Source organism: Pseudomonas fluorescens (assembly GCF_902497625.1).
GTDB lineage: Bacteria > Pseudomonadota > Gammaproteobacteria > Pseudomonadales > Pseudomonadaceae > Aquipseudomonas > Aquipseudomonas fluorescens_BQ.
The window spans coordinates 1-18940 of record NZ_CABVGX010000069.1 but is presented as its reverse complement, the minus strand read 5'-3'; the positions used below and the strand labels follow the sequence as shown (position 1 = coordinate 18940).

Genomic DNA, 18940 nt, shown 5'->3' with positions numbered 1-18940 from the left:
TGCCCCCGTTGGGCTGCGCAGCAGCCCCAGTGCGCCACATTCGGTGGGCCTGAAGAAACGCAATAGTTGGTTGAAGGGGGCTGCTACGCAGCCCAACGGGGGCAAGCCCCCTCGCCACAAAAGCTGCGCCACCACAAAAGCTGCGCCACCACAAAAGCTGCGCCACTACAAAAGCTACTCCACCACAAAAGCTGCGCCACCACAAAAGCTGCCCCCGCCAAAAAGGCCCTCTCGCCACAAAAGCCACGGGTGTTTGCACCTATCGAATCAAGGCTCGCGCTTCTGCTCACTCTCATACCGATCCAGCGTATCCCGCGCAATCTCGCGCCCCAGCGCGATCAATTCCGGCGCTTTGTAGAACTCGAAAAACCGGCACACCCGCTTCGGCACGTTGATCAGGATATCCGGCGGATACCCGGCGATCTTGTATTGTGCCAGCGACGTCTGCATCACCTCGAAACTCTGGTTGATCAAATCCAGCAAAGAAGCCGGCCCGACGTTATCGATGATGAACGACCCAGTGGCCGACTTTGGTGCACCTGCCTGCTCGGGCGCAGCCGCCGGTTGCTGCGCTTCCGGCTCGGCCGATTCGATCCACGGATTGATCTCCGCCGCCTCGGCCTTCAACGCTTCCTGCTCCAGCAGCAACAACTTCTCCGCCGTCTTGCGCCGAAACGGCATCTTCGACCCCAGCGAACTGACCAGGTTATCGAAACGGCTTTTAAACGCTGGCGGACGCGGGATCACCGGCAATTGATAGTGACGCTGGTTGGTCGAGTTGAGGTTGACCGCGATGATCAAATCACAATGGCTCGACACCACTGGCACGATCGGCAAAGGGTTGAGCAGCCCGCCATCCACCAGCATGCGATTGCCCTGCATCACCGGTGTAAACAAACTGGGAATCGCCGCCGAGGCGCGCATGGCTTGATGCAGGCAACCTTCCTGAAACCAGATTTCCTGCTGATTGGTCAGGTCAGTGGCCACTGCCGTGTAAGGGATGCGCAGTTCTTCTATGTTGATTTCGCCGACAATCTTGCGGATTTGTCCGAAAACTTTTTCCCCGCGAATTGCCCCTAGACGAAAACTCACATCAACCAGCCGCAATACGTCGAGGTAGTCCAGGCTCTCGATCCAGTTGCGATAGTCGTCCAGTTTGCCGGCCGCGTAGATACCGCCGACCACTGCGCCCATCGAGCAACCGGCAATGCACGCGATGTCGTAGCCGCGCCGTTCGATTTCCTCGATAACGCCGATATGGGCATAGCCCCGGGCCCCACCTGAACCCAGTACCAATGCGACACGCTTTTTCATGAACCGCCCTCGTCTGACAAGGTTCAACAATGCACCCATCGTGGGTCGCGCTTCAATCGCCGGGATCAACAGGAGGGGCGACAGCGTCGTTTTTTCGACACTCCATGGCGGCTCAGGGTTATTCTCCCCGGCACTACGGTTTCGGTACGGGCGCAAGGCACTTTTCCCGTGCCAGACCGTCATACCTGCACGACTGTTTACCTAATGTTGAGGTGTGTTTAATGAAAGCCTGGATCTGTGTGCCCTTGATCGCGCTGGCACTCGCTGGTTGTGCCGGTAAAACCGCTTACCGCGACAGCTGCGCCAGCGGTCTTGATTCCGCGTGGCGCGAACTGGACCTGGCCAAGGCTGAGGGTTTTGCTGGCACCGTCAGTTACTCCAAGGCACTGTCACTGTTGACCGGGGCCAAGACCCAACAGCAATTCGAAGCGTTCGAAGGCTGCAGCAAGAAAGCCGAGAAAGCTCGCTTCTACATCCGCGAGTCGCGCGCAGGCCGTTGAGGCCAGATAAAGATGTCTGGGCAATTTCAAGTCAGGGAGTAAGCGATGTCGGCCTTGGTTGATCGGTTGGTGGCTCATGTGCTGGGCCTGGAAGTGCGTGTGATGTTGTGTCAGGCGCGTTTGAGTGAGCGCACCGACCCGGAAGCGTTGCACGACCTGCGTACCACGGTTCGCCGTCTGCGCAGTTTGCTGCGACCCTTGCGCGGCTTGCCCGGCGTCGAACAACTGGAAGCGGCGGCCAAGGACGTCGGCGACCTGACTACGCCGTTGCGCGACCGCGAGGTGCTGGCGGCGTACCTGCTCGAACACGATCAACCCGAGGCCGCGCAAAGGCGCATGGCGCAAATGGACAAGGCTTATCCACAAGTAGCAGCGAGCGCGCAAGTGACGCAACTGTTGATGATTCTTGATGCATTTCCACGCTTTTTGCGCGCGGCCCAACGTCAGGGTCTGCTCAAAGGTTTGCGCAAACGCGTGGAAAAACGCCTCGCCAAACAATGGAAAAAACTCGATGAGGCGCTGCATGATCCCGCCCATGATCGCCACCGTTTGCGCCTGCTGATCAAGCGCGTGCGCTATGGCATCGAGGCCTATCCGGAACTCGATCGTCTGCCAAAACCGGCGGCGCCACGTTTGAAGTCGGCGCAGGCTGCGCTTGGTGATTGGCATGATTGCTGGCAATGGCTGGCCCGGGCCGAAGAGGAAGCGGATCTGCAGCCGTGTGTGCCGGTCTGGCAAAGCACCATGGCCAGAGCCGAAGCCCGCGCCGATCGCGTCCTCGACAAGCTCAGCGCCAGTTGCTTCAAATCCTGACCCACCACCGATCCAACCTGTAGGAGCGAGCCTGCTCGCGATTGCGCACCGTCAGTCACCGTCACTCTGCCAGTGAAACCGCTTTCGCAAGCAGGCTCGCTCCCACAGCGGACCGTCGATGACTGACCCCGACCTGTCTGTGCGCCTCTTTGGCCAGAACACGCCCTGTGCCGTGCGCGCCCGTTGGTTAATATCCCCCCATTAAATTTCCATGCTCCCGAGGTCACCATGCGCTTTTCCGATTTGCTCGACGCCGTTCGCAACCATCCACAGGCGCTGACCATCCCGGCCGAATGGGCGCAGGGAAGGGCCAGCTTCGGCGGCCTGGTCGCGGCGTTGCAATATGAAGCCATGCGCGCAAAAGTCCCGGCGGACCGTCCGGCTCGTTCTTTGGCAATCACCTTCGTCGGCCCGGTCGAGCCGGACGTACCGGTCAGTTTTGAAGTTGAAGTGCTGCGCGAAGGCAAAGCCGTCAGCCAGGTGTTGGGCAGGGCCGTGCAGAAAGGCCAGGTAGTGACGCTGATTCAGGGCAGCTTCGGCGCCTCGCGTCCGTCCGAAGTCGCGGTCGCAGCGTTGCCCGCGCCCGAGATGAAACACTGGGACGACTGTCAGGAATTGCCTTACATCAAAGGCGTGACCCCGGAATTCATGCGGCACACGGCGATGCGCTGGAGTGTCGGCGGCTTGCCGTTTACCGGTAACAAGTCTCGGCACATGGGCGGCTGGGTGCGTTTGCGCGGGGACGTGAAGGAAGAGGCGCTCAGCGAGTCGCACATTCTGGCGCTGGTCGACGCCTGGCCACCGGCGCTGTTGCCGCACCTGAACAAACCAGCGATGGGTAGCACGCTGACTTGGACCATCGAATTCGTCCAGCCGTTGCATGATCTGAATACGCTGGACTGGTGCAAATACCTCGTGGAAATCGAGCATGCCGCTGATGGCTACGGGCATGCGGCGGCGAAACTGTGGAGCGCGGACGGGCAATTGATCGCCATGAGTCGACAGACCGTGACGATTTTTGCCTGATTCTTCACATCTGCTCAGTGCCGACGGTGGCGCTCACGCCAGGCGCGCCACCAGCCACCGCTGAGGACAAATCGCGGGAAGGTCAAAAACTGCTCGATCATCAGCCGCGAGACCGCATCTTTGCGCCCGCTGAACGGCTCGGACGCCTGGTCCTCCAGGCTGTGCCCGTGCCGTTGCAGGCCTAACGCGGCGATCAGACCGATGACGCCAATCGCAAAGTTGACGAAGCTCAGGCCGAACACCCCGCAAACCAGCAACAAAAACGCCACGATGAACAGCGGTACCGCAATCAGGTGCAAGACCAGATTGGCCGGGTGCTGATGGTTGTTCGGGTAAGCTCGCCATTGCCAGGCGGGCAGGTTGGGGTGACGTTTGCCCATGATGCTGATCCTCAATCCATGTTGAACTCATGCTTGAAGAATAGGCCCGCCCGATCAGCCCGGCGAATCAAGCTTGGCTATCGAAGTGATAGCGGCCATGGGCAATCTCGATACTGCCCGCCCGAGCGCCATCGCGAGCAAGCTTTACTCCCACCGGCATTGAGTACCTTCGGGAGGATCGGGCTGGATCGACGGTCGCCGTCGCTGGCCAGCAGCGCCTACACTGAACCGCGTTCATCCAGACGACCTCGATCTCTTTGGCAGCAGCGAGCGGCGATTCGACGTGCCTGCGAGGAGGCCTTACAAACGCAACTGCCCAATCGCCTTGCTCAACTCCCCGGCCATGGCCGCCAGTTCCTGGCTGGTGGTCGCCGAGGTCACCGTTTGCTGCACGGTGTTTTCAGTCACATCACGAATACTCACCACCGCCCGGTTCATCTCTTCCGCCACCTGGCTTTGTTGCTCCGCCGCGACCGCAATCTGCGTATTGCTTTCGCGCATCTGCGCCACCGCGCTGGTGATTTCTGCCAAAGCCACCCCGGCCGCCTGCGCCTGCTGCACGCAGTCGTCGGCCTTGAAGGAGCTTTCCTGCATGAAGTCCACAGCATCTCGCGTGCCGGCCTGCAAGGCAGACACCATCAGCGTGATTTCATCCGTGGACGCCTGCACACGCTTGGCCAGGTTGCGTACCTCATCGGCGACCACCGCAAAACCACGTCCCATTTCACCGGCGCGCGCCGCTTCGATGGCCGCATTCAGGGCCAGTAGATTGGTTTGCTCGGCAATGCTGTGAATCACATTCACCACCCCATTGATTTTCTGACTGTCCTCGGCCAGCCGCTGGATCATCTTTGCAGTCTGCTGCACCCCTGAAGACAACCCGGAAATCGATTGTCGCACCCGACTCACCACCTGCTGGCCGCTGCCGGCCAAGGCGTCGGCGGTCTGCGAAAGATCACGGGTGGCGCCAGCATGTTGAGCAATGTGATAAACCGTGGCGGTCATCTGGTTGATCGCGGTAGCGGCCTGATCCGTTTCGCTTTGCTGGCCGAGCATGCCGTGGCGCACTTCGTTCATGCTCGATGCCAGCCGCGCCGCACCGACATCCAGTTGCCGTGCGGTGCTGGCGACGGTGTTGACCACCCGTTGATATCCGGCTTGCATGGCGTTGAACGCATTCGCCATCTGGCCGACTTCATCTCTGGAGACCAACGGTACCCGGGCTGACAGGTCGCCGGTTTGCTCAACATGCAGCATCACGTCCTTCAACGTGTTGAGCTGGCTAAGCAGAAAACGAATCAACAGCTGCGAGGCCCCGAGCATTGCCAGCATCAGGACAAACACGGCAACCGCGTAATTCGCCAGACGCTCACTGAACACCTGAGCCAGGCTCGGACCATGGGCGATCACCGCGACCTGTTGACCCTCTGCGCGTTTAAAAACCTGCGCGCCCACCACCGGATTTTCGCCCAACAGCGGCATCGCCTCCTGTTCGACCCAGCCACCGACATCCGCCAGTGCCAGCAGCGGTTGCCCGTTCAACATGGGCGCCTGCCCGTGATTGAAAACCAGCACGTTGTCAGCTATCGGCAGCGCTTGACCTACCGGCCAGGCACTCAACAATCGCGCCTGCGACTGGGCTGAAGTTTTCAACACCTCAATGCGCGCCTGTTGTTCAAGCTGCACGGCGTACAACACCAGCAACAGCGTAGTGACGAAAGCGACGGCATTCACCGCCCAGAATTTGTATTTCAACGAGATGTTGCTAAGCCAGGCACCCATGTAGGTTTTCTCTGATAGCGGAAACAGCATTGGCAAGGTGCCAGCATTGTGCCGCTATCGGCTCAGCCTGACCTTGACGTGAGTCAAGATTTCCCACAGCCGCCAATCCCGTGCGGAATGCGCTATCCTTCGCGCCTTCAAAATTCCCTCGCTACAGGATTCATCGCCATGAAAGCCGCACTCGTCGAACTCATCACAAAAATCAGCTCCGGGTGCATGAGCGATGAAGAAATTTCCAAGGTCGCCGATGAAGCCTCTCAGGCCTACGCTGACCCGGTGGCTTTTCTGACAGCCAATCCGGACATCAACTACGACGAGACTTTCCCGATTCCGCTGGGTGAGTGGGTGGTCGTTGGCAGCCTGCCGGAAACCGTGCTGTTTCAAGCCGACTCATACACGGACCTTTTCGCCCAGATCGTTGCCTCGTTTGGCCCGGGCGTCGATTTCAATATCAAACCCAAGCAGCTCGCCAAGACCGAAGCCCTGACGGCGTTGAACCGCATCCAGGTGCAGATGGGCAGCATGAACAAGGAAAACGGCGGTTACACGCTGATGAACTTCAGCCAGTTACTCGACGACGAACTGCAAGTGGTGCTGGTCTACGGCAATGACGTGCCGCGCGTGCTCGAGCTGTGCGCCGAAGTCGGCATCAGCGCCGCACCCTCGCTGGAAGCGTTGAAAGTGGCGATTCACGTTTAATGGAATAATACGGAACCCTGACATCCGCCGACTATCCTAAGAGTGCACACCACTTATAGGGAGCGACACCATGGGTTCCACGTTCAACGGCCTGATTGGCCTGATCATTCTTGCTCTGGATATCTGGGCAATCATCAACGTACTGAAAAGTGGCGCTTCCACTGGCATGAAAATCGTCTGGGTGCTGCTGATCCTGCTGCTGCCAGTCCTCGGCCTGATCATCTGGGCGATCGCCGGACCACGCGGTAACGTGCGGATCTGACCCAGTACCCATTAGCGCCAACGACCTTGCAGGAGCTGGTTTGCCAGCGATGGCGTCATCGAAGTCATTCAGCTCCACCGCACCGATCCGATCGCTGGCAAGCAGGCGCCTACAGGTCAGTGTTCGCAGGGCCAGCTTCCACAAGGAATGACGCTGGCCCTGCAACTGAGGTTCGACCTGTCATCTTCCGCGACGTAGAATGCGCGCCTTTCCCGGGCAATCGAGTCGCTCGATTGGCCATCATGGGCGGGTAACCGTCCGTTGCCACCGCATTCATCGGAGCACTTCCCATGAGCACCACCCCGACCAGCGAATACCTGGAAACCCTATACGAAGGCTACGGCCAGCGTTTTCGCATGGAAAAACTGCTGCACGAAGTGCGCACCGAACACCAGCACCTGGTGATTTTCGAGAACCCGCGCATGGGCCGGGTCATGGCGCTGGACGGCGTTATCCAGACCACCGAGGCAGACGAATTCATCTATCACGAGATGCTCACCCATGTGCCGATTTTGGCGCACGGTTCCGCCAAGCGCGTGTTGATCATCGGTGGTGGCGACGGCGGCATGCTGCGTGAAGTTGCCAAGCACGGCGGCGTCGAACACATCACCATGGTCGAGATCGACGGTACCGTAGTCGACATGTGCAAGGAGTTTCTGCCAAACCACTCCAAGGGTGCATTCGACGATCCACGCCTGAACCTGGTGATCGACGACGGCATGCGTTTCGTCGCGACCACCACTGAAAAATTCGACGTGATCATTTCCGACTCCACCGACCCGATCGGGCCGGGCGAAGTGCTGTTTTCCGAGAATTTCTACCAGGCCTGCCGACGCTGCCTGAACGATGGCGGCATTCTGGTGACCCAGAACGGCACGCCATTCATGCAGATCGAAGAAGTCAAAACCACTGCCGGTCGCTTGCGCAGTCTGTTCCCGGACTGGCACTTCTACCAGGCCGCCGTCCCGACTTACATCGGCGGCTCGATGACATTTGCCTGGGGTGCGACCAACACCGCCTACCGCAAATTGTCCCGCGAAACCCTGCAACAGCGTTTCGCCGGCAGCGGCATCATCACTCGCTACTACAACCCGGAAATCCATATCGGCGCCTTCGCGCTGCCGCAGTACGTGCTGCAAGCGGTCAACAAACCAAGTAACGACTGAGTTGCTGCTGTAGGGGCCGGATGCAGGCGACTCGGTCTGCCTGGCCCACCGCGATGATCCGCTCGCTGGCAAGCCAGCTCCTACACGTTTATCACGTCAGCAAAGCGCAATCCCTTTGAACGATCACCCAGTGCAAAAGTCCAGATAGTTGTAAGCCCACTTGCGGGTTTTATCGAGGAGGCACCGATGCAAAAGTGGAAAGTCACTTTCGTGGATGATCACGGCGAAACAGTCGACGAAGTGTTTGAGTGCGACGAGTGCCCGGACAATGAGCACGCCGCCGCATTGCTCAAGGAGCGGCTTTTCCCCGTCGCCGCCAAACTGGATCTCAACGATCTGGAAGGGCGTACCGATGACGCCAGCGTAAAAAGTCTCAAAACCCAGAACAGCATACAAATCCTCGGCATTACCCCTGTCTGACATTCCCCGTGGCACATTTTTGAAACACCAGCCCTTGGCAGCAGCTCGGACTTGCGGCTACTCTGCAAGCGAGATCAGCGAACGGATCGCGCTAAGGTCTGGTCTTGTCAGCTACATGCTTGCTTCCCGGCGGTAACGTGGTTACCGCTTCACTCGCCGCCACCGGCTGCGCAGTTGGGAATACGGAAAGTCTATCCATCAGTGTGAGGGGGACGATTCATGAGCACAGCCTATCAAGAAGACATCAGCAGCAGCGTGCTGCGCCGCATGAAAGAAGGCGGTTTCGATTTTTCCCGGTTTCATCCCATCGAGTTCTACGCCATTTTCCCGGACGAGGAGCGGGCACGCAGGGCGGCAGGTCACTACAACGGCGAATCCATGAACGCACAGATCAGCGTGCGCGATGACGGCGCGTGGTATCTGGAGCTGAGCAAAGTGATGTCCGCTACTTATGACGGCATCGGCGATTTCGAGCAGGATTTCGAGGCAGTGGTCGAGCCTTTGGGCGGTATCATCGAGGGATGGGGCGTTAAACAGGAGGTCCGAGGGCGACTCGCCTGACCTTATGAACACTGACAACATCCACTAATGGCTGACCTTCGGGTTGGCCATTTTTCGTTCAGATGCACACGTTTTCGGGACAAAAAAAAGCCGCCTGAGCGGGCGGCTAAAAGGGAAGTCCTGGCAAATGTCTTGCGAATGTCCGGATTATCCGCACCCGCATTAAAACCGGGAAATCAACTTTCACTATGCCGCCGATAGGCTGCAACCCGCCTTGGCATGAGACACAGCTCATTCGCCAATACAGGTTCACCACAAAACCCAACATCACCATCCACTGACCCGCTGCCATCGCAAGCAGTTTCGGCTGTTACCGCTTTACCGGCTTGCTCATCTCCGAGCGCCATCCGCGCCTCAAGGCCTGACCTTGCGTCCCGCCATATGCTTCAGATACCCCACCAGCATTGCCAGGTCTTCGTCTGGCAACACCGCTGCTGAAAACCCGGGCATTCTTGCCTGGGGCCACTGACGCAGACTCTGCGGATCACGAATGTAGCGCTTCAGAAACTCCCCGCCAAAGTACTCGGTCGGGCTGAACGGAATATTCAAATCCGGTCCAAACTGCGCATCCCCCGCGCCGTTCAATCGGTGACACGCCAGGCAGTTTTTCTGAAACAACGCGAATCCCTGATTCACCGGATCATCCGTCTTCAATGCAGGATCAGGCAGCAGGGCAGGGAAGCGTTCGGCCACCGGCGCCATCCGCTTGATGATTGCCACATGGAAGGGCCATTGTTCGGGGCTGATATTGCCCGACTGCGGGTCAGTCCAGACCAGGTAAAACGGCCCGGCGCTGTGTTTGCCTGCGGACAACCCGGGCCACGGTTGCGCCGGATCCTCAATGGCCAGCCACGCCCGCGCGCCATGAACGTTGAGCAATGGCGCCGCCGCCATCTCGGCCGCAAAGCCGTCCGAAGCCACGGCTTGCAGATGCTGGTCAGATTTTACCCCGTGCAACAACGCCGCCAACGGCACCGCGCGGTAAATCATGTCCCGTTTATAGGAGACATCATCCTTGACCGTGATGGTTTCTAGTTGAGGGTGCTTGAGCAGCTCTTCGGTTTGCCAGCGACGCGAATAGTCGCCCAACTCAAGCTCAAGCTGAGCAGCGCAAAGCGGCGTGCCGAACAGCAGGGTCGTCAACAGAATGAGCGCTTTCAAGGATCGCCGTCCAAGTCTTGAATGTGCCGCAAGGTTGGCACAGTCGCGCTGGCCCGCAAAGCGAGCCAGTCACAATTCGGCGAGGCAAGATAAAGTCTTCAACTGCCGTTTCGAGCGATCAGCCGATCACCTTGGTCAGGTTCGGCAGGATCAACAGAAGCGTGGTGGCGAAAAGAATGAGCCCGGCTTGACGTACTTTCGATTGTTTGAACATGGCTTGACCGCCTTTTTTGTTATTTCCTGATTGCCTGCCTGCATATCTCCATGACGGCAAGCGTCGCACTTCCTGTAGACGAGTGCCCCGGCAAAACCCGACGACAACTTCGTTCCTCTTCACCTTAGAGGCCGTTAAAGCCCGCGTCACACTTGGCTTAGATCCCTTTCATATGGAGTACGTACGCGAAGTTATTAAAAAGGTATGAGGCCTATCGCCACCTTCTTCGCCGCCCGTTTGCTAGACAGCTGCAACCCTTAAATGGGTCAACTCGTTAGCAGACTACCGTCCGTCTGAGCGTGGCCGTCAATCCCGCTGAGCGTTGCGGTCATTGAATTCGTAACCGCTCGGCCTATGGTGGAGGTCTGCATTTAATCCTGCACAGCGGTTCGAGGACGTCATGACCCAAGCTTTGATATTCGATGCGTTACGCACGCCCCGTGGTAAAGGCAAGGCAGATGGCGCCCTGCACAGTGTCAAACCGGTGAACCTGGTCGCCGGATTGCTCACCGCGCTGCAACAGCGCACCGACCTCGACACCAGTCAGGTCGACGACGTCGTCCTGGGTTGCGTAACGCCCATCGGCGATCAGGGTTCGGACATCGCTAAAACCGCAACACAAGTGGCCGATTGGGATGTCAGCGTTGCCGGGGTGCAGATCAACCGCTTCTGCGCCTCTGGCCTGGAAGCCGTCAATCTCGGCGCGATGAAAGTGCTATCCGGCTTCGAAGACCTGGTGGTGGTCGGCGGGGTCGAATCGATGTCGCGGGTGCCGATGGGCAGCGACGGCGGCGCCTGGGCGCTGGACCCGCAAACCAATCTGCACAGCCATTTCACCCCGCAAGGCGTGGGCGCCGACCTGATCGCCACGCTGGAGGGATTCAGCCGCCACGACGTGGATGCCTACGCGTTGCACTCCCAGCACAAAGCGGCGCGGGCACGGGCCGACGGTTCATTCAGCAAATCCCTGGTGCCGGTGCAGGACCAGAACGGCATCGTCCTGCTCGATCACGATGAGTTCATTCGGGCTGAAAGTACCTTGGAGGGGCTTGGCAAGCTCAAACCGAGCTTCGAGATGATGGGGCAGATGGGTTTCGACGCCACGGCGTTGCGCGTCTACAGCCATGTTGAGCGCATCAACCACGTGCACACGCCGGGCAACAGTTCCGGGATCGTCGACGGCGCAGCGCTGATGCTGATCGGGTCCGAAGCCAAGGGCCGCGCGCTCGGCTTGCAACCACGGGCGCGCATCGTTGCCACCGCCGTCACCAGCACCGACCCGACCATCATGCTCACCGGCCCCGCACCGGCCACTCGTAAAGCCTTGGCCAAGGCCGGGCTGCGGGTCGAAGACATCGATCTGTTCGAGGTCAATGAGGCCTTCGCCTCGGTGGTGCTGAAATTTATCAAGGACATGGCCATCGATCCGGACAAGGTCAACGTCAACGGTGGCTCCATCGCCATGGGCCACCCGCTGGGCGCGACCGGTTGCGCCATTCTCGGCACGCTGCTCGATGAGCTGGAAACCCGGCACCTGCGTTACGGCCTCGCGACCTTGTGTGTCGGCGGCGGCATGGGCATTGCCACCATCATCGAACGCCTCTGAGCCCCGACTTCAAGGAAACTGCCATGACCGAAGCCATTCGTTACGATAAAGGCCAGGATGCAATCGTCGTCCTGACCATCGATATGCCGGGCCAGAGCGCCAACACCATGAACGCCGTGTATCGCGAAGCCATGGCGGCGTGCGTGGCCCGATTGCTCGCTGAAAAAGACAGCATCGCTGGCGTCATCATCACTTCGGCCAAAAAGACCTTCTTCGCCGGCGGTGATCTGAATGAATTGATCAAAATCGGCAAGCCCGAAGCAAAAGCGTTCTACGACATGGTGCTGACGTTGAAAGCTCAGCTGCGCACCCTCGAAACACTCGGCAAACCGGTGGTAGCGGCGATCAACGGCGCGGCGCTGGGCGGTGGCTGGGAAATCTGCCTGGCCTGTCATCACCGGATCGCGCTGGACAATCCTGCCGTGCAGCTTGGCTTGCCCGAGGTGACGCTCGGCCTGTTGCCGGGCGGCGGCGGGGTGGTGCGCATGGTGCGCCTGCTCGGTCTGGAAAAAGCGTTGCCGTATTTGTTGGAAGGAAAAAAGATCCGCCCGCAACAAGCCTTGCAGGCGGGCCTGATCGATGCACTGGCGAGCGATGTTGATGACATGCTGGCCAAGGCGCGCGCATGGATTCTTGCCAACCCCGCAGCGGCGCAGCGTTGGGATGTGAAGGGCTATCAGATTCCGGGTGGTACGCCGTCCAACCCTAAAGTCGCGCAGATGCTGGCGATCGCGCCGTCGATCCTGCGCAGCAAAACCCAAGGCTGCCTGCCCGCGCCGGAGAAGATTCTGTGCGCAGCGGTAGAAGGCGCTCAGGTTGATTTCGACACCGCGCACCTGATTGAAACCCGTTACTTTACTGAGTTGACTACCGGCCAGATCTCGAAAAACCTCATCGGCACTTTCTGGTTTCAGCTCAATGAGATCAACGCTGGCGGCTCACGCCCTCAAGGTTTCGCACCTTATGTGACGCAAAAAGTCGGCGTGCTTGGCGCCGGGATGATGGGGGCGGGCATTGCGTTTGTCAGTGCCTCGGCGGGCATCGAAGTGGTGCTCAAGGACGTCAACCTTGCTGCTGCCGAGAAGGGCAAAGCGCACTCGGCAGCGCTGCTGGATAAAAGAGTCGCTCGCGGCCAGATGAGTATCGAGCAACGAGAGGCGATCCTGGCGCGGATCCGTCCAGCTGAAAACGATGAGGACCTGGCCGGCTGCGACCTGGTCATCGAAGCAGTCTTCGAAGACCGGGAATTGAAAGCCAAGGTCTCGGCCGCCGCGCAAAAAGTCGTCGGCCCGGATGCGCTCATCGCCTCCAATACCTCGACCTTGCCCATCAGCGGCCTGGCCACTGCCGTGCCCGACCCGGGCAAATTCATCGGCCTGCATTTTTTCAGTCCTGTGGAGAAAATGCCGCTGGTGGAAATCATCAAGGGCAGCCGCACCAGCGACGAAACCCTGGCCCGTGGTTTCGATTTCGTCCTGCAAATCAGGAAAACGCCGATTGTGGTCAACGACAGTCGCGGCTTTTTCACTTCGCGAGTGTTCGGCACTTTTACCAACGAAGGTATCGCCATGCTGGGCGAAGGCGTGAGCGCGCCGATGATCGAGGCCGAAGCGCGCAAGGCCGGCATGCCAGTCGGGCCCCTGGCGATTTCCGACGAAGTTTCCCTCAGCCTGATGAGCCATATCCGCCAGCAAACGGCCAAAGACCTGCAAGCAGAAGGGAAACCGCTGACAGAGCATCCGGCCTTTGCCGTAATCGATCTGCTGCTCAACGAATACAAGCGTCCCGGCAAGGCTGCGGGAGGCGGTTTCTACGATTACCCTGCCGGTGGCCAGAAGCATTTGTGGCCAGAGTTAAAAAGCCGTTTCGAGCAAGCCAACGGGCAGATCTCGCCCAAGGACGTGCGTGATCGGCTGCTGTTCGTGCAAGCCATCGAAACCGTGCGTTGCGTCGAAGAGGGCGTGTTGACCTCGACGGCAGACGCCAATGTCGGTTCGATCTTCGGGATTGGTTTCGCCGCCTGGACCGGCGGTGCGCTGCAGTTCATTAATCAATACGGGATACAGGATTTCGTCGCCCGTGCGCAGTACCTGGCCGAAGCCTACGGCGAACGTTTCGCGCCGCCGGCGCTGCTGTTGGAAAAAGCTGCAAAAGGGCAGATGTTCTAAGGGACAAGTGTTGCACTCCGGGGCTTGCCTGCCACCGTGTTTCAAGGCAGGCTCTGGGGTGTGCATTATTCCCTTCACGTGTCAGGTATTTTTTATGTCGTTACGCATCTGCATTCTGGAAACCGACATTCTGCGTCCGGAACTGATCGATCAATACCAGGGTTACGGGCAGATGTTCCAGCGTCTGTTCTCGCAGCAACCCATCGAAGCAGAGTTCACCGTGTACAACGTGGTGCGCGGTGAGTATCCCTCCGATGACCTGACTTTCGATGCGTACCTGGTCACCGGCAGCAAGGCCGATTCCTTCGGCACCGACCCGTGGATCGAAACCCTCAGGACCTACCTGCTGAACCGCTACGAGCGCGGCGACAAGTTGCTGGGCGTGTGTTTTGGCCATCAATTGCTGGCGCTGTTGCTGGGCGGTAAAAGCGAGCGCGCGACCCAGGGCTGGGGCGTTGGCACGCACAGTTACAAGCTCGCGGCGAAAGCGCCGTGGATGAGCCCGGTCAAGGAAGAGCTGACGTTGCTGATCAGCCACCAGGACCAGGTGACGTCATTGCCGGAAAACGCCACGGTCATCGCCTCCAGCGATTTCTGCCCGTTCGCCGCTTACCACATCAATGATCAGGTGCTGTGCTTCCAGGGCCACCCTGAGTTCATCCACGATTATTCACGCGCGTTGCTGGATATTCGTCAGGAAGCGCTGGGCGAGCAGGTTTACTCTAAAGGCATGGCCAGCCTTGAGCACGAGCATCATGGTGCGACGGTAGCGGAGTGGATGATGCGGTTTGTGGCGCAGAAGCCGGAAGCGGTCAAACCCGCTTAAAACCTGCGTTCGCTCCCGCAGCTGTGGGAGCGAGCCTGCTCGCGATTGGCAGCGACCCTGTTTGACCTGCAGCAAGCAGCCTTACAACCAGCCCGACCGCTTGAAACTTGCCCACAAACTCACGCAACCCACCGCGATGAATCCCAACACCGCGAAATAGCCGTAATGCCAGGTCAACTCCGGCATGTTCTCGAAATTCATGCCGTAAATGCCCGCCACTGCAGTCGGGAACGCCAGAATCGCAGCCCACGCCGCGAACTTGCGCTGCACTACGCTCTGACGCGAGGCTTCCAGTAGCACGCCGATTTCAATGGTTTGACTGGCAATGTCGGCCAGCGTGGTCAAGTCCTCCATTTGCCTCGTTACATGGATCTGCACATCGCGAAAGTACGGCCGCATGTTCTTGTCGATGAACGGGAAGTTGAGTTTTTGCAGCTCCTCGCTGATCTCCACCATCGGCGCCGCGTAACGGCGCAACCGCACAACATCGCGACGCAGGCTGTGAAGTTTTTGAATGTCGTGCTCATTCAACGAACTGCACAGAACGTTGCGCTCCAGTTCATCAATTTCGGCATGAATCGCTTCGCCCACTGGCTGATAGTTTTCAATGACGAAGTCGAGCAGGGCGTATAGAACGAAGTCTTCGCCATGTTCAAGCAACAGCGGGCGCGCTTCACAGCGTTGCCGGACATGGGCGTAGGACGCCGAATGACCATTGCGCGCGGTAATGATGTAGCCCTTGCCGGCGAAGATGTGTGTCTCGATGAATTCCAGTTTGCCGTTTTCCCGAATGGGCGAATACGTCACGATGAACAGCGCATCGCCAAAGGTTTCGAGCTTTGGTCGACTGTGTTTTTCCAGGGCGTCTTCGATCGCCAGTTCATGCAGGTTGAACTGACGCTGCAAGTTGTTGAGTTCTTGCTCATTCGGCTCTTCAAGACCGATCCAGACAAAGTGACCAGGCTTTTCGGCCCAGGCAGCACCTTCATCCAGGGTGATATTGGTGACTTTCTTTCCGGCGCTGTAAACCGCAGCAGCAACAACTCTACCCATGGTTCTGGTTCACTTCTTATGTGCAGGTGGCAGTGGCAGGCAGGTATCAGCTTAGCCTTGTCTGCTGTCTGAGAGTCAGCAAAACCGGCAGAGTTCGCCTACAACAGAAAACCCGCACTGGGCGGGTTTTTTCAGGCAGCTTGCAGTTGCCGATCCATCGATGCGATGCACTCGCGCATCTGCTCGCGACATTGCGCGATCAACATGGGCATGTCATCCATGCTTAACCCTGCGGTCGGAATGGCCGGCAGCGAGCGGATGAGAATTTTCCCACTGCGCCAGCGGTTCAATCGCATGTGTTTGACGTAACTGCTGACACACACCGGCACGATCGGCACGCCTGCGGCGATCGCCATTTGAAATGCCCCTTTCTTGAACGGCAGCAGCTCTTCGCCAAGATTGCGCGTGCCCTCGGGAAACACCCAGATGCACGTGTCTTCATGCTGCAAAGTGTGGGTGGTGGTCAACATCGACTGGCGCGCTTTATGCGCATTGCCACGATCGATCAATACGTTACCCGCCAACCAGAACAGCTGCCCGAACAGCGGAACCCACTTCAGACTCTTCTTGCCGATGCACACCGTGCGGCGCGGCACCACGTTGCCGAACACAAACAGATCGTAGTTGGATTGATGGTTGGCGATGATGACGCAGCTTTCGGATTTATCCATCAGCGGCCTTACATCAGCCTTTACCCGCAGGCGCAAAATGCACATGGCCGGCCATGCATAAAGGCGGGCGCACAGCCGACTGTTGTCCGGGTTGAACGGTCGGCACAAGCCCAGTAACACGCCAAGCACGCTGGCCAGTACAAAGTGCAGGCTCATCAACAACATACGCAACACAAACAGCATCTGCAGGCCCACCGGCACGAAAGGTGCGCAGTGTACGGATGTGCACTGTTTTCGGCAATTGCTGACAGGTAAACAGGAGATGGGCGATGTTTGACCGCATGTTTCTGGCTTGGATATCAGAACCGTCCCAGAGCCGTTGTAGATTTATCTACCAGGTATGTACGAAAAAGCCCGACAGGGCGTCGGGCTTCTTGATGCGGCGGGTAAGGCTTAACCCATGTGTTGCTGATCCAGGATAATCGCATTGTCCAGAATATCGAGCAGACCCTTGCGTACTTTCAGTTTGGTGTTCTTATGAGCCGTCATGTTGATCTTTTTCAATTGACGCGCGGCGGCCAATGCCGCGCTTTGCAGCTCATCGGCCGATACCACGGCGTCAAGAAAGCCCGCATCAACCGCAGTTTGCGGATTGAACATCTCGCCATTGATGACCGATCGGTGGAATGCCGATTTGCGCAGTCGATCCCGCGCAATCTCGATACCGGCATGGTGCATGGTCATGCCGATCTGCACTTCGTTCAGACCAATGCTGAACGGGCCGTCGACGCCAATGCGGTAATCCGCCGACAGCAGCAGGAATGCACCCTTGGCTACCGCATGGCCCGGGCATGCGACGACCACCGGGAACGGGTGAGACAGCAGGCGACGGGCCAATGTCGAGCCGGCCGTCACCAGTGATACCGCTTCTTTGGGGCCTGCTGTCATCACTTTCAGGTCGTAACCGCCGGACAATATCCCCGGCTGACCGGTAATGATCACTACGGCGCGATCCGTCACGGCTTGATCCAGAGCAGCGTTGAACGCAGCAATCACGTCCGGCGAGATTGCATTGACCTTGCCATTGCTCAAGGTCAGTGTCGCGATACCGTCTTCGAGATGGTAGGAAATCAACTCACTCATGACGCTATTCCTTGTATTAAAGTTGAGGCAGACGTTACCCACCGCAGCAGGCCAGGTAAAGCGCCGTGACTGACCCGCCAGTCATCCTTTTCCCACGCTTCGCCTGTCTGTCGCCTTGCCAGCCGCGCATCGCCTTCTCTATAGAGGATGACACGCAGCCGGAGATTGGCAGGTTTGCCATGGCACACGGCTGGCAGGATCAGCTGAATCCCTAACCGCATGAAAATTCTGCAAAAAAAGTTTGCCATCAGAAAAGCTTTCGACTACATTAGCGCGCCTCGACAGACAGAACATGTTTGTCGGGATACGGTGAAGTGTCCGAGTGGCTTAAGGAGCACGCCTGGAAAGTGTGTATACAAGAAATTGTATCGAGAGTTCGAATCTCTCCTTCACCGCCAAATTCGATGTAACCAAAACCCCTGATTTCGAAAGAAGTCAGGGGTTTTGTGGTTTCTGGGATGGGGGTTCCAGGCGTTCCACTCGTCGGCAGATGGCCTTGATGAATCACAAGTCCGTTAATGACCGGCTAGTCTCAAAATTCCTAGTGATCGGTATGATTCGGGCAATAGGGCTTGCCGGTGCTGATCACGTTTTGAGAGGGGTGTGAATATGGCTCATCCGTATAACGAAGACGACGGGGCAGAATTTCCAATCAACAACTGCGTGCAGTGCGGGCAAACCGAATATGTGGCTGGTTTTGGTGAAGATCAGATCAAAGTCGGCAAAATGAAATCTACAGTCAGTCGCGGGCCGAAGTCGAAGTTCATGCCAAAGGTTGCGGCCCCCGCTAGAAAGTAATCAGACCCACTGGCAAACCCCGTCATCGAGCGGGGTTTTTTTATCTATGCCACATTATTTTCACCACACGGGATTTTGCAGAAACTTTCACAAAGTTTTCACAGGGTGAGCCGTAATCTCAGCTCATCCGTTAGAAAGCAATACCTGGCCCGTCTCCCCAGCGGGCTTTTTTTTGCCTGTCATAAAACCTTTCCCGTGATTGCTGTCCAACCGTCGCCGATGGTTGAGTCCGCGCGTGCAGATTTCCTTGTTGCCGAGCATTCACCTGGAGCCTTTCTGATTACCCAAATTGTTTGAGGTGCTTGTCATGCGTTTAACTCTGCCTGCTCTGTTTCTGGGCCTGTTGGTTGCCCAAGGTGCACTGGCTGCTGGTGACGGCACAGCCGCGCTGGGTGGTGGTCTGGGTGGCGCGCTGGGTAACGTCGTCGGCCACAATA

19 protein-coding genes, 1 tRNA gene and 1 pseudogene are annotated in these 18940 nt (G+C 58.2%); 14 read left to right on the top strand and 7 right to left on the bottom strand.

The window, feature by feature from the left end; translation table 11 throughout:
• Positions 1 to 267: 267 nt before the first annotated feature.
• Complete coding sequence (locus tag F8N12_RS26210; RefSeq protein WP_150582977.1) at positions 268 to 1314, bottom strand: patatin-like phospholipase family protein; 1047 nt, start codon at positions 1312 to 1314, stop codon at positions 268 to 270.
• Between the two features lie 221 nt (positions 1315 to 1535).
• On the opposite strand from F8N12_RS26210, the gene F8N12_RS26205 reads away from it, so the two are divergent.
• The 3 genes from F8N12_RS26205 (at position 1536) to F8N12_RS26195 (ending at position 3653) form a co-directional block, all read left to right on the top strand.
• The gene (locus F8N12_RS26205) at positions 1536 to 1814 is read left to right on the top strand and encodes a hypothetical protein (protein ID WP_150582976.1); all 279 of its coding nucleotides are present in this window, start codon (positions 1536 to 1538) and stop codon (positions 1812 to 1814) included.
• A 45-nt stretch (positions 1815 to 1859) separates the two neighbouring features.
• Entirely contained in the window at positions 1860 to 2627 is a 768-nt protein-coding gene (locus F8N12_RS26200; protein ID WP_150582975.1) for a CHAD domain-containing protein, read from the top strand.
• 228 nt (positions 2628 to 2855) lie between these two features.
• Positions 2856 to 3653: an acyl-CoA thioesterase gene (locus tag F8N12_RS26195; protein WP_150582974.1), complete on the top strand. Its 798-nt coding sequence runs from the start codon at positions 2856 to 2858 to the stop codon at positions 3651 to 3653.
• Positions 3654 to 3667: 14 nt separating this feature from the next.
• Here F8N12_RS26195 and F8N12_RS26190 read toward each other — a convergent pair whose 3' ends face one another.
• Both F8N12_RS26190 and F8N12_RS26185 read right to left on the bottom strand, forming a co-directional pair.
• Positions 3668 to 4033: an Mpo1-like protein gene (locus F8N12_RS26190; protein ID WP_150582973.1), complete on the bottom strand. Its 366-nt coding sequence runs from the start codon at positions 4031 to 4033 to the stop codon at positions 3668 to 3670.
• Positions 4034 to 4333: 300 nt separating this feature from the next.
• Positions 4334 to 5815, bottom strand: coding sequence for a methyl-accepting chemotaxis protein (locus F8N12_RS26185; protein ID WP_150582972.1), 1482 nt, complete (start codon positions 5813 to 5815; stop codon positions 4334 to 4336).
• 168 nt (positions 5816 to 5983) lie between these two features.
• Between F8N12_RS26185 and F8N12_RS26180 the strand changes: the two genes are divergently transcribed.
• The 5 genes from F8N12_RS26180 (at position 5984) to F8N12_RS26160 (ending at position 8923) form a co-directional block, all read left to right on the top strand.
• A complete protein-coding gene (locus tag F8N12_RS26180) occupies positions 5984 to 6514 on the top strand; it encodes a hypothetical protein (RefSeq protein WP_150582971.1) in 531 nt (176 codons plus the stop codon).
• 70 nt (positions 6515 to 6584) lie between these two features.
• Positions 6585 to 6776, top strand: a complete 192-nt coding sequence (locus F8N12_RS26175) for a PLDc N-terminal domain-containing protein (protein WP_028622263.1) — start codon at positions 6585 to 6587, stop codon at positions 6774 to 6776.
• A gap of 290 nt (positions 6777 to 7066) precedes the next feature.
• Positions 7067 to 7942 carry a polyamine aminopropyltransferase gene (gene speE, locus F8N12_RS26170; protein ID WP_150582970.1) on the top strand — a complete coding sequence of 292 codons (876 nt, stop codon included), beginning with the start codon at positions 7067 to 7069 and terminating at the stop codon, positions 7940 to 7942.
• Between the two features lie 186 nt (positions 7943 to 8128).
• Entirely contained in the window at positions 8129 to 8362 is a 234-nt protein-coding gene (locus F8N12_RS26165; RefSeq protein WP_150582969.1) for a hypothetical protein, read from the top strand.
• 219 nt (positions 8363 to 8581) lie between these two features.
• Positions 8582 to 8923: a ribonuclease E inhibitor RraB gene (locus tag F8N12_RS26160; RefSeq protein ID WP_150582968.1), complete on the top strand. Its 342-nt coding sequence runs from the start codon at positions 8582 to 8584 to the stop codon at positions 8921 to 8923.
• A gap of 354 nt (positions 8924 to 9277) precedes the next feature.
• Here the strand turns inward: F8N12_RS26160 and F8N12_RS26155 are convergent, their stop codons facing one another.
• A complete protein-coding gene (locus F8N12_RS26155) occupies positions 9278 to 10084 on the bottom strand; it encodes a c-type cytochrome (protein ID WP_150582967.1) in 807 nt (268 codons plus the stop codon).
• Positions 10085 to 10698: 614 nt separating this feature from the next.
• Here F8N12_RS26155 and F8N12_RS26150 point away from each other — a divergent pair.
• The 3 genes from F8N12_RS26150 (at position 10699) to F8N12_RS26140 (ending at position 14898) form a co-directional block, all read left to right on the top strand.
• Positions 10699 to 11904, top strand: coding sequence for an acetyl-CoA C-acetyltransferase (locus F8N12_RS26150; RefSeq protein WP_150582966.1), 1206 nt, complete (start codon positions 10699 to 10701; stop codon positions 11902 to 11904).
• Between the two features lie 23 nt (positions 11905 to 11927).
• Positions 11928 to 14072 (top strand): 3-hydroxyacyl-CoA dehydrogenase NAD-binding domain-containing protein, encoded by a 2145-nt coding sequence (locus F8N12_RS26145; protein ID WP_150582965.1) that lies wholly within the window; start codon positions 11928 to 11930, stop codon positions 14070 to 14072.
• 94 nt (positions 14073 to 14166) lie between these two features.
• Complete coding sequence (locus F8N12_RS26140; RefSeq protein WP_150582964.1) at positions 14167 to 14898, top strand: amidotransferase; 732 nt, start codon at positions 14167 to 14169, stop codon at positions 14896 to 14898.
• A gap of 81 nt (positions 14899 to 14979) precedes the next feature.
• Here the strand turns inward: F8N12_RS26140 and F8N12_RS26135 are convergent, their stop codons facing one another.
• The 3 genes from F8N12_RS26135 to F8N12_RS26125 all read right to left on the bottom strand — a co-directional run bounded on the left by F8N12_RS26135 (position 14980) and on the right by F8N12_RS26125 (position 17705).
• A complete protein-coding gene (locus F8N12_RS26135) occupies positions 14980 to 15951 on the bottom strand; it encodes a magnesium and cobalt transport protein CorA (RefSeq protein ID WP_150582963.1) in 972 nt (323 codons plus the stop codon).
• Positions 15952 to 16082: 131 nt separating this feature from the next.
• Positions 16083 to 16805, bottom strand: a complete 723-nt coding sequence (locus tag F8N12_RS26130) for a lysophospholipid acyltransferase family protein (protein WP_150582962.1) — start codon at positions 16803 to 16805, stop codon at positions 16083 to 16085.
• Positions 16806 to 17015: 210 nt separating this feature from the next.
• The gene (locus F8N12_RS26125) at positions 17016 to 17705 is read right to left on the bottom strand and encodes a crotonase/enoyl-CoA hydratase family protein (protein ID WP_150582961.1); all 690 of its coding nucleotides are present in this window, start codon (positions 17703 to 17705) and stop codon (positions 17016 to 17018) included.
• A 308-nt stretch (positions 17706 to 18013) separates the two neighbouring features.
• On the opposite strand from F8N12_RS26125, the gene F8N12_RS26120 reads away from it, so the two are divergent.
• The 3 genes and pseudogenes from F8N12_RS26120 to F8N12_RS26110 form a co-directional block, all read left to right on the top strand.
• Positions 18014 to 18103: transfer RNA gene (locus F8N12_RS26120), tRNA-Ser, on the top strand.
• 211 nt (positions 18104 to 18314) lie between these two features.
• Positions 18315 to 18503, top strand: a complete 189-nt coding sequence (locus F8N12_RS26115; protein WP_150582960.1) for a hypothetical protein — start codon at positions 18315 to 18317, stop codon at positions 18501 to 18503.
• Between the two features lie 307 nt (positions 18504 to 18810).
• Positions 18811 to 18940: pseudogene (locus tag F8N12_RS26110) on the top strand (bacteriocin); the annotation flags it as partial.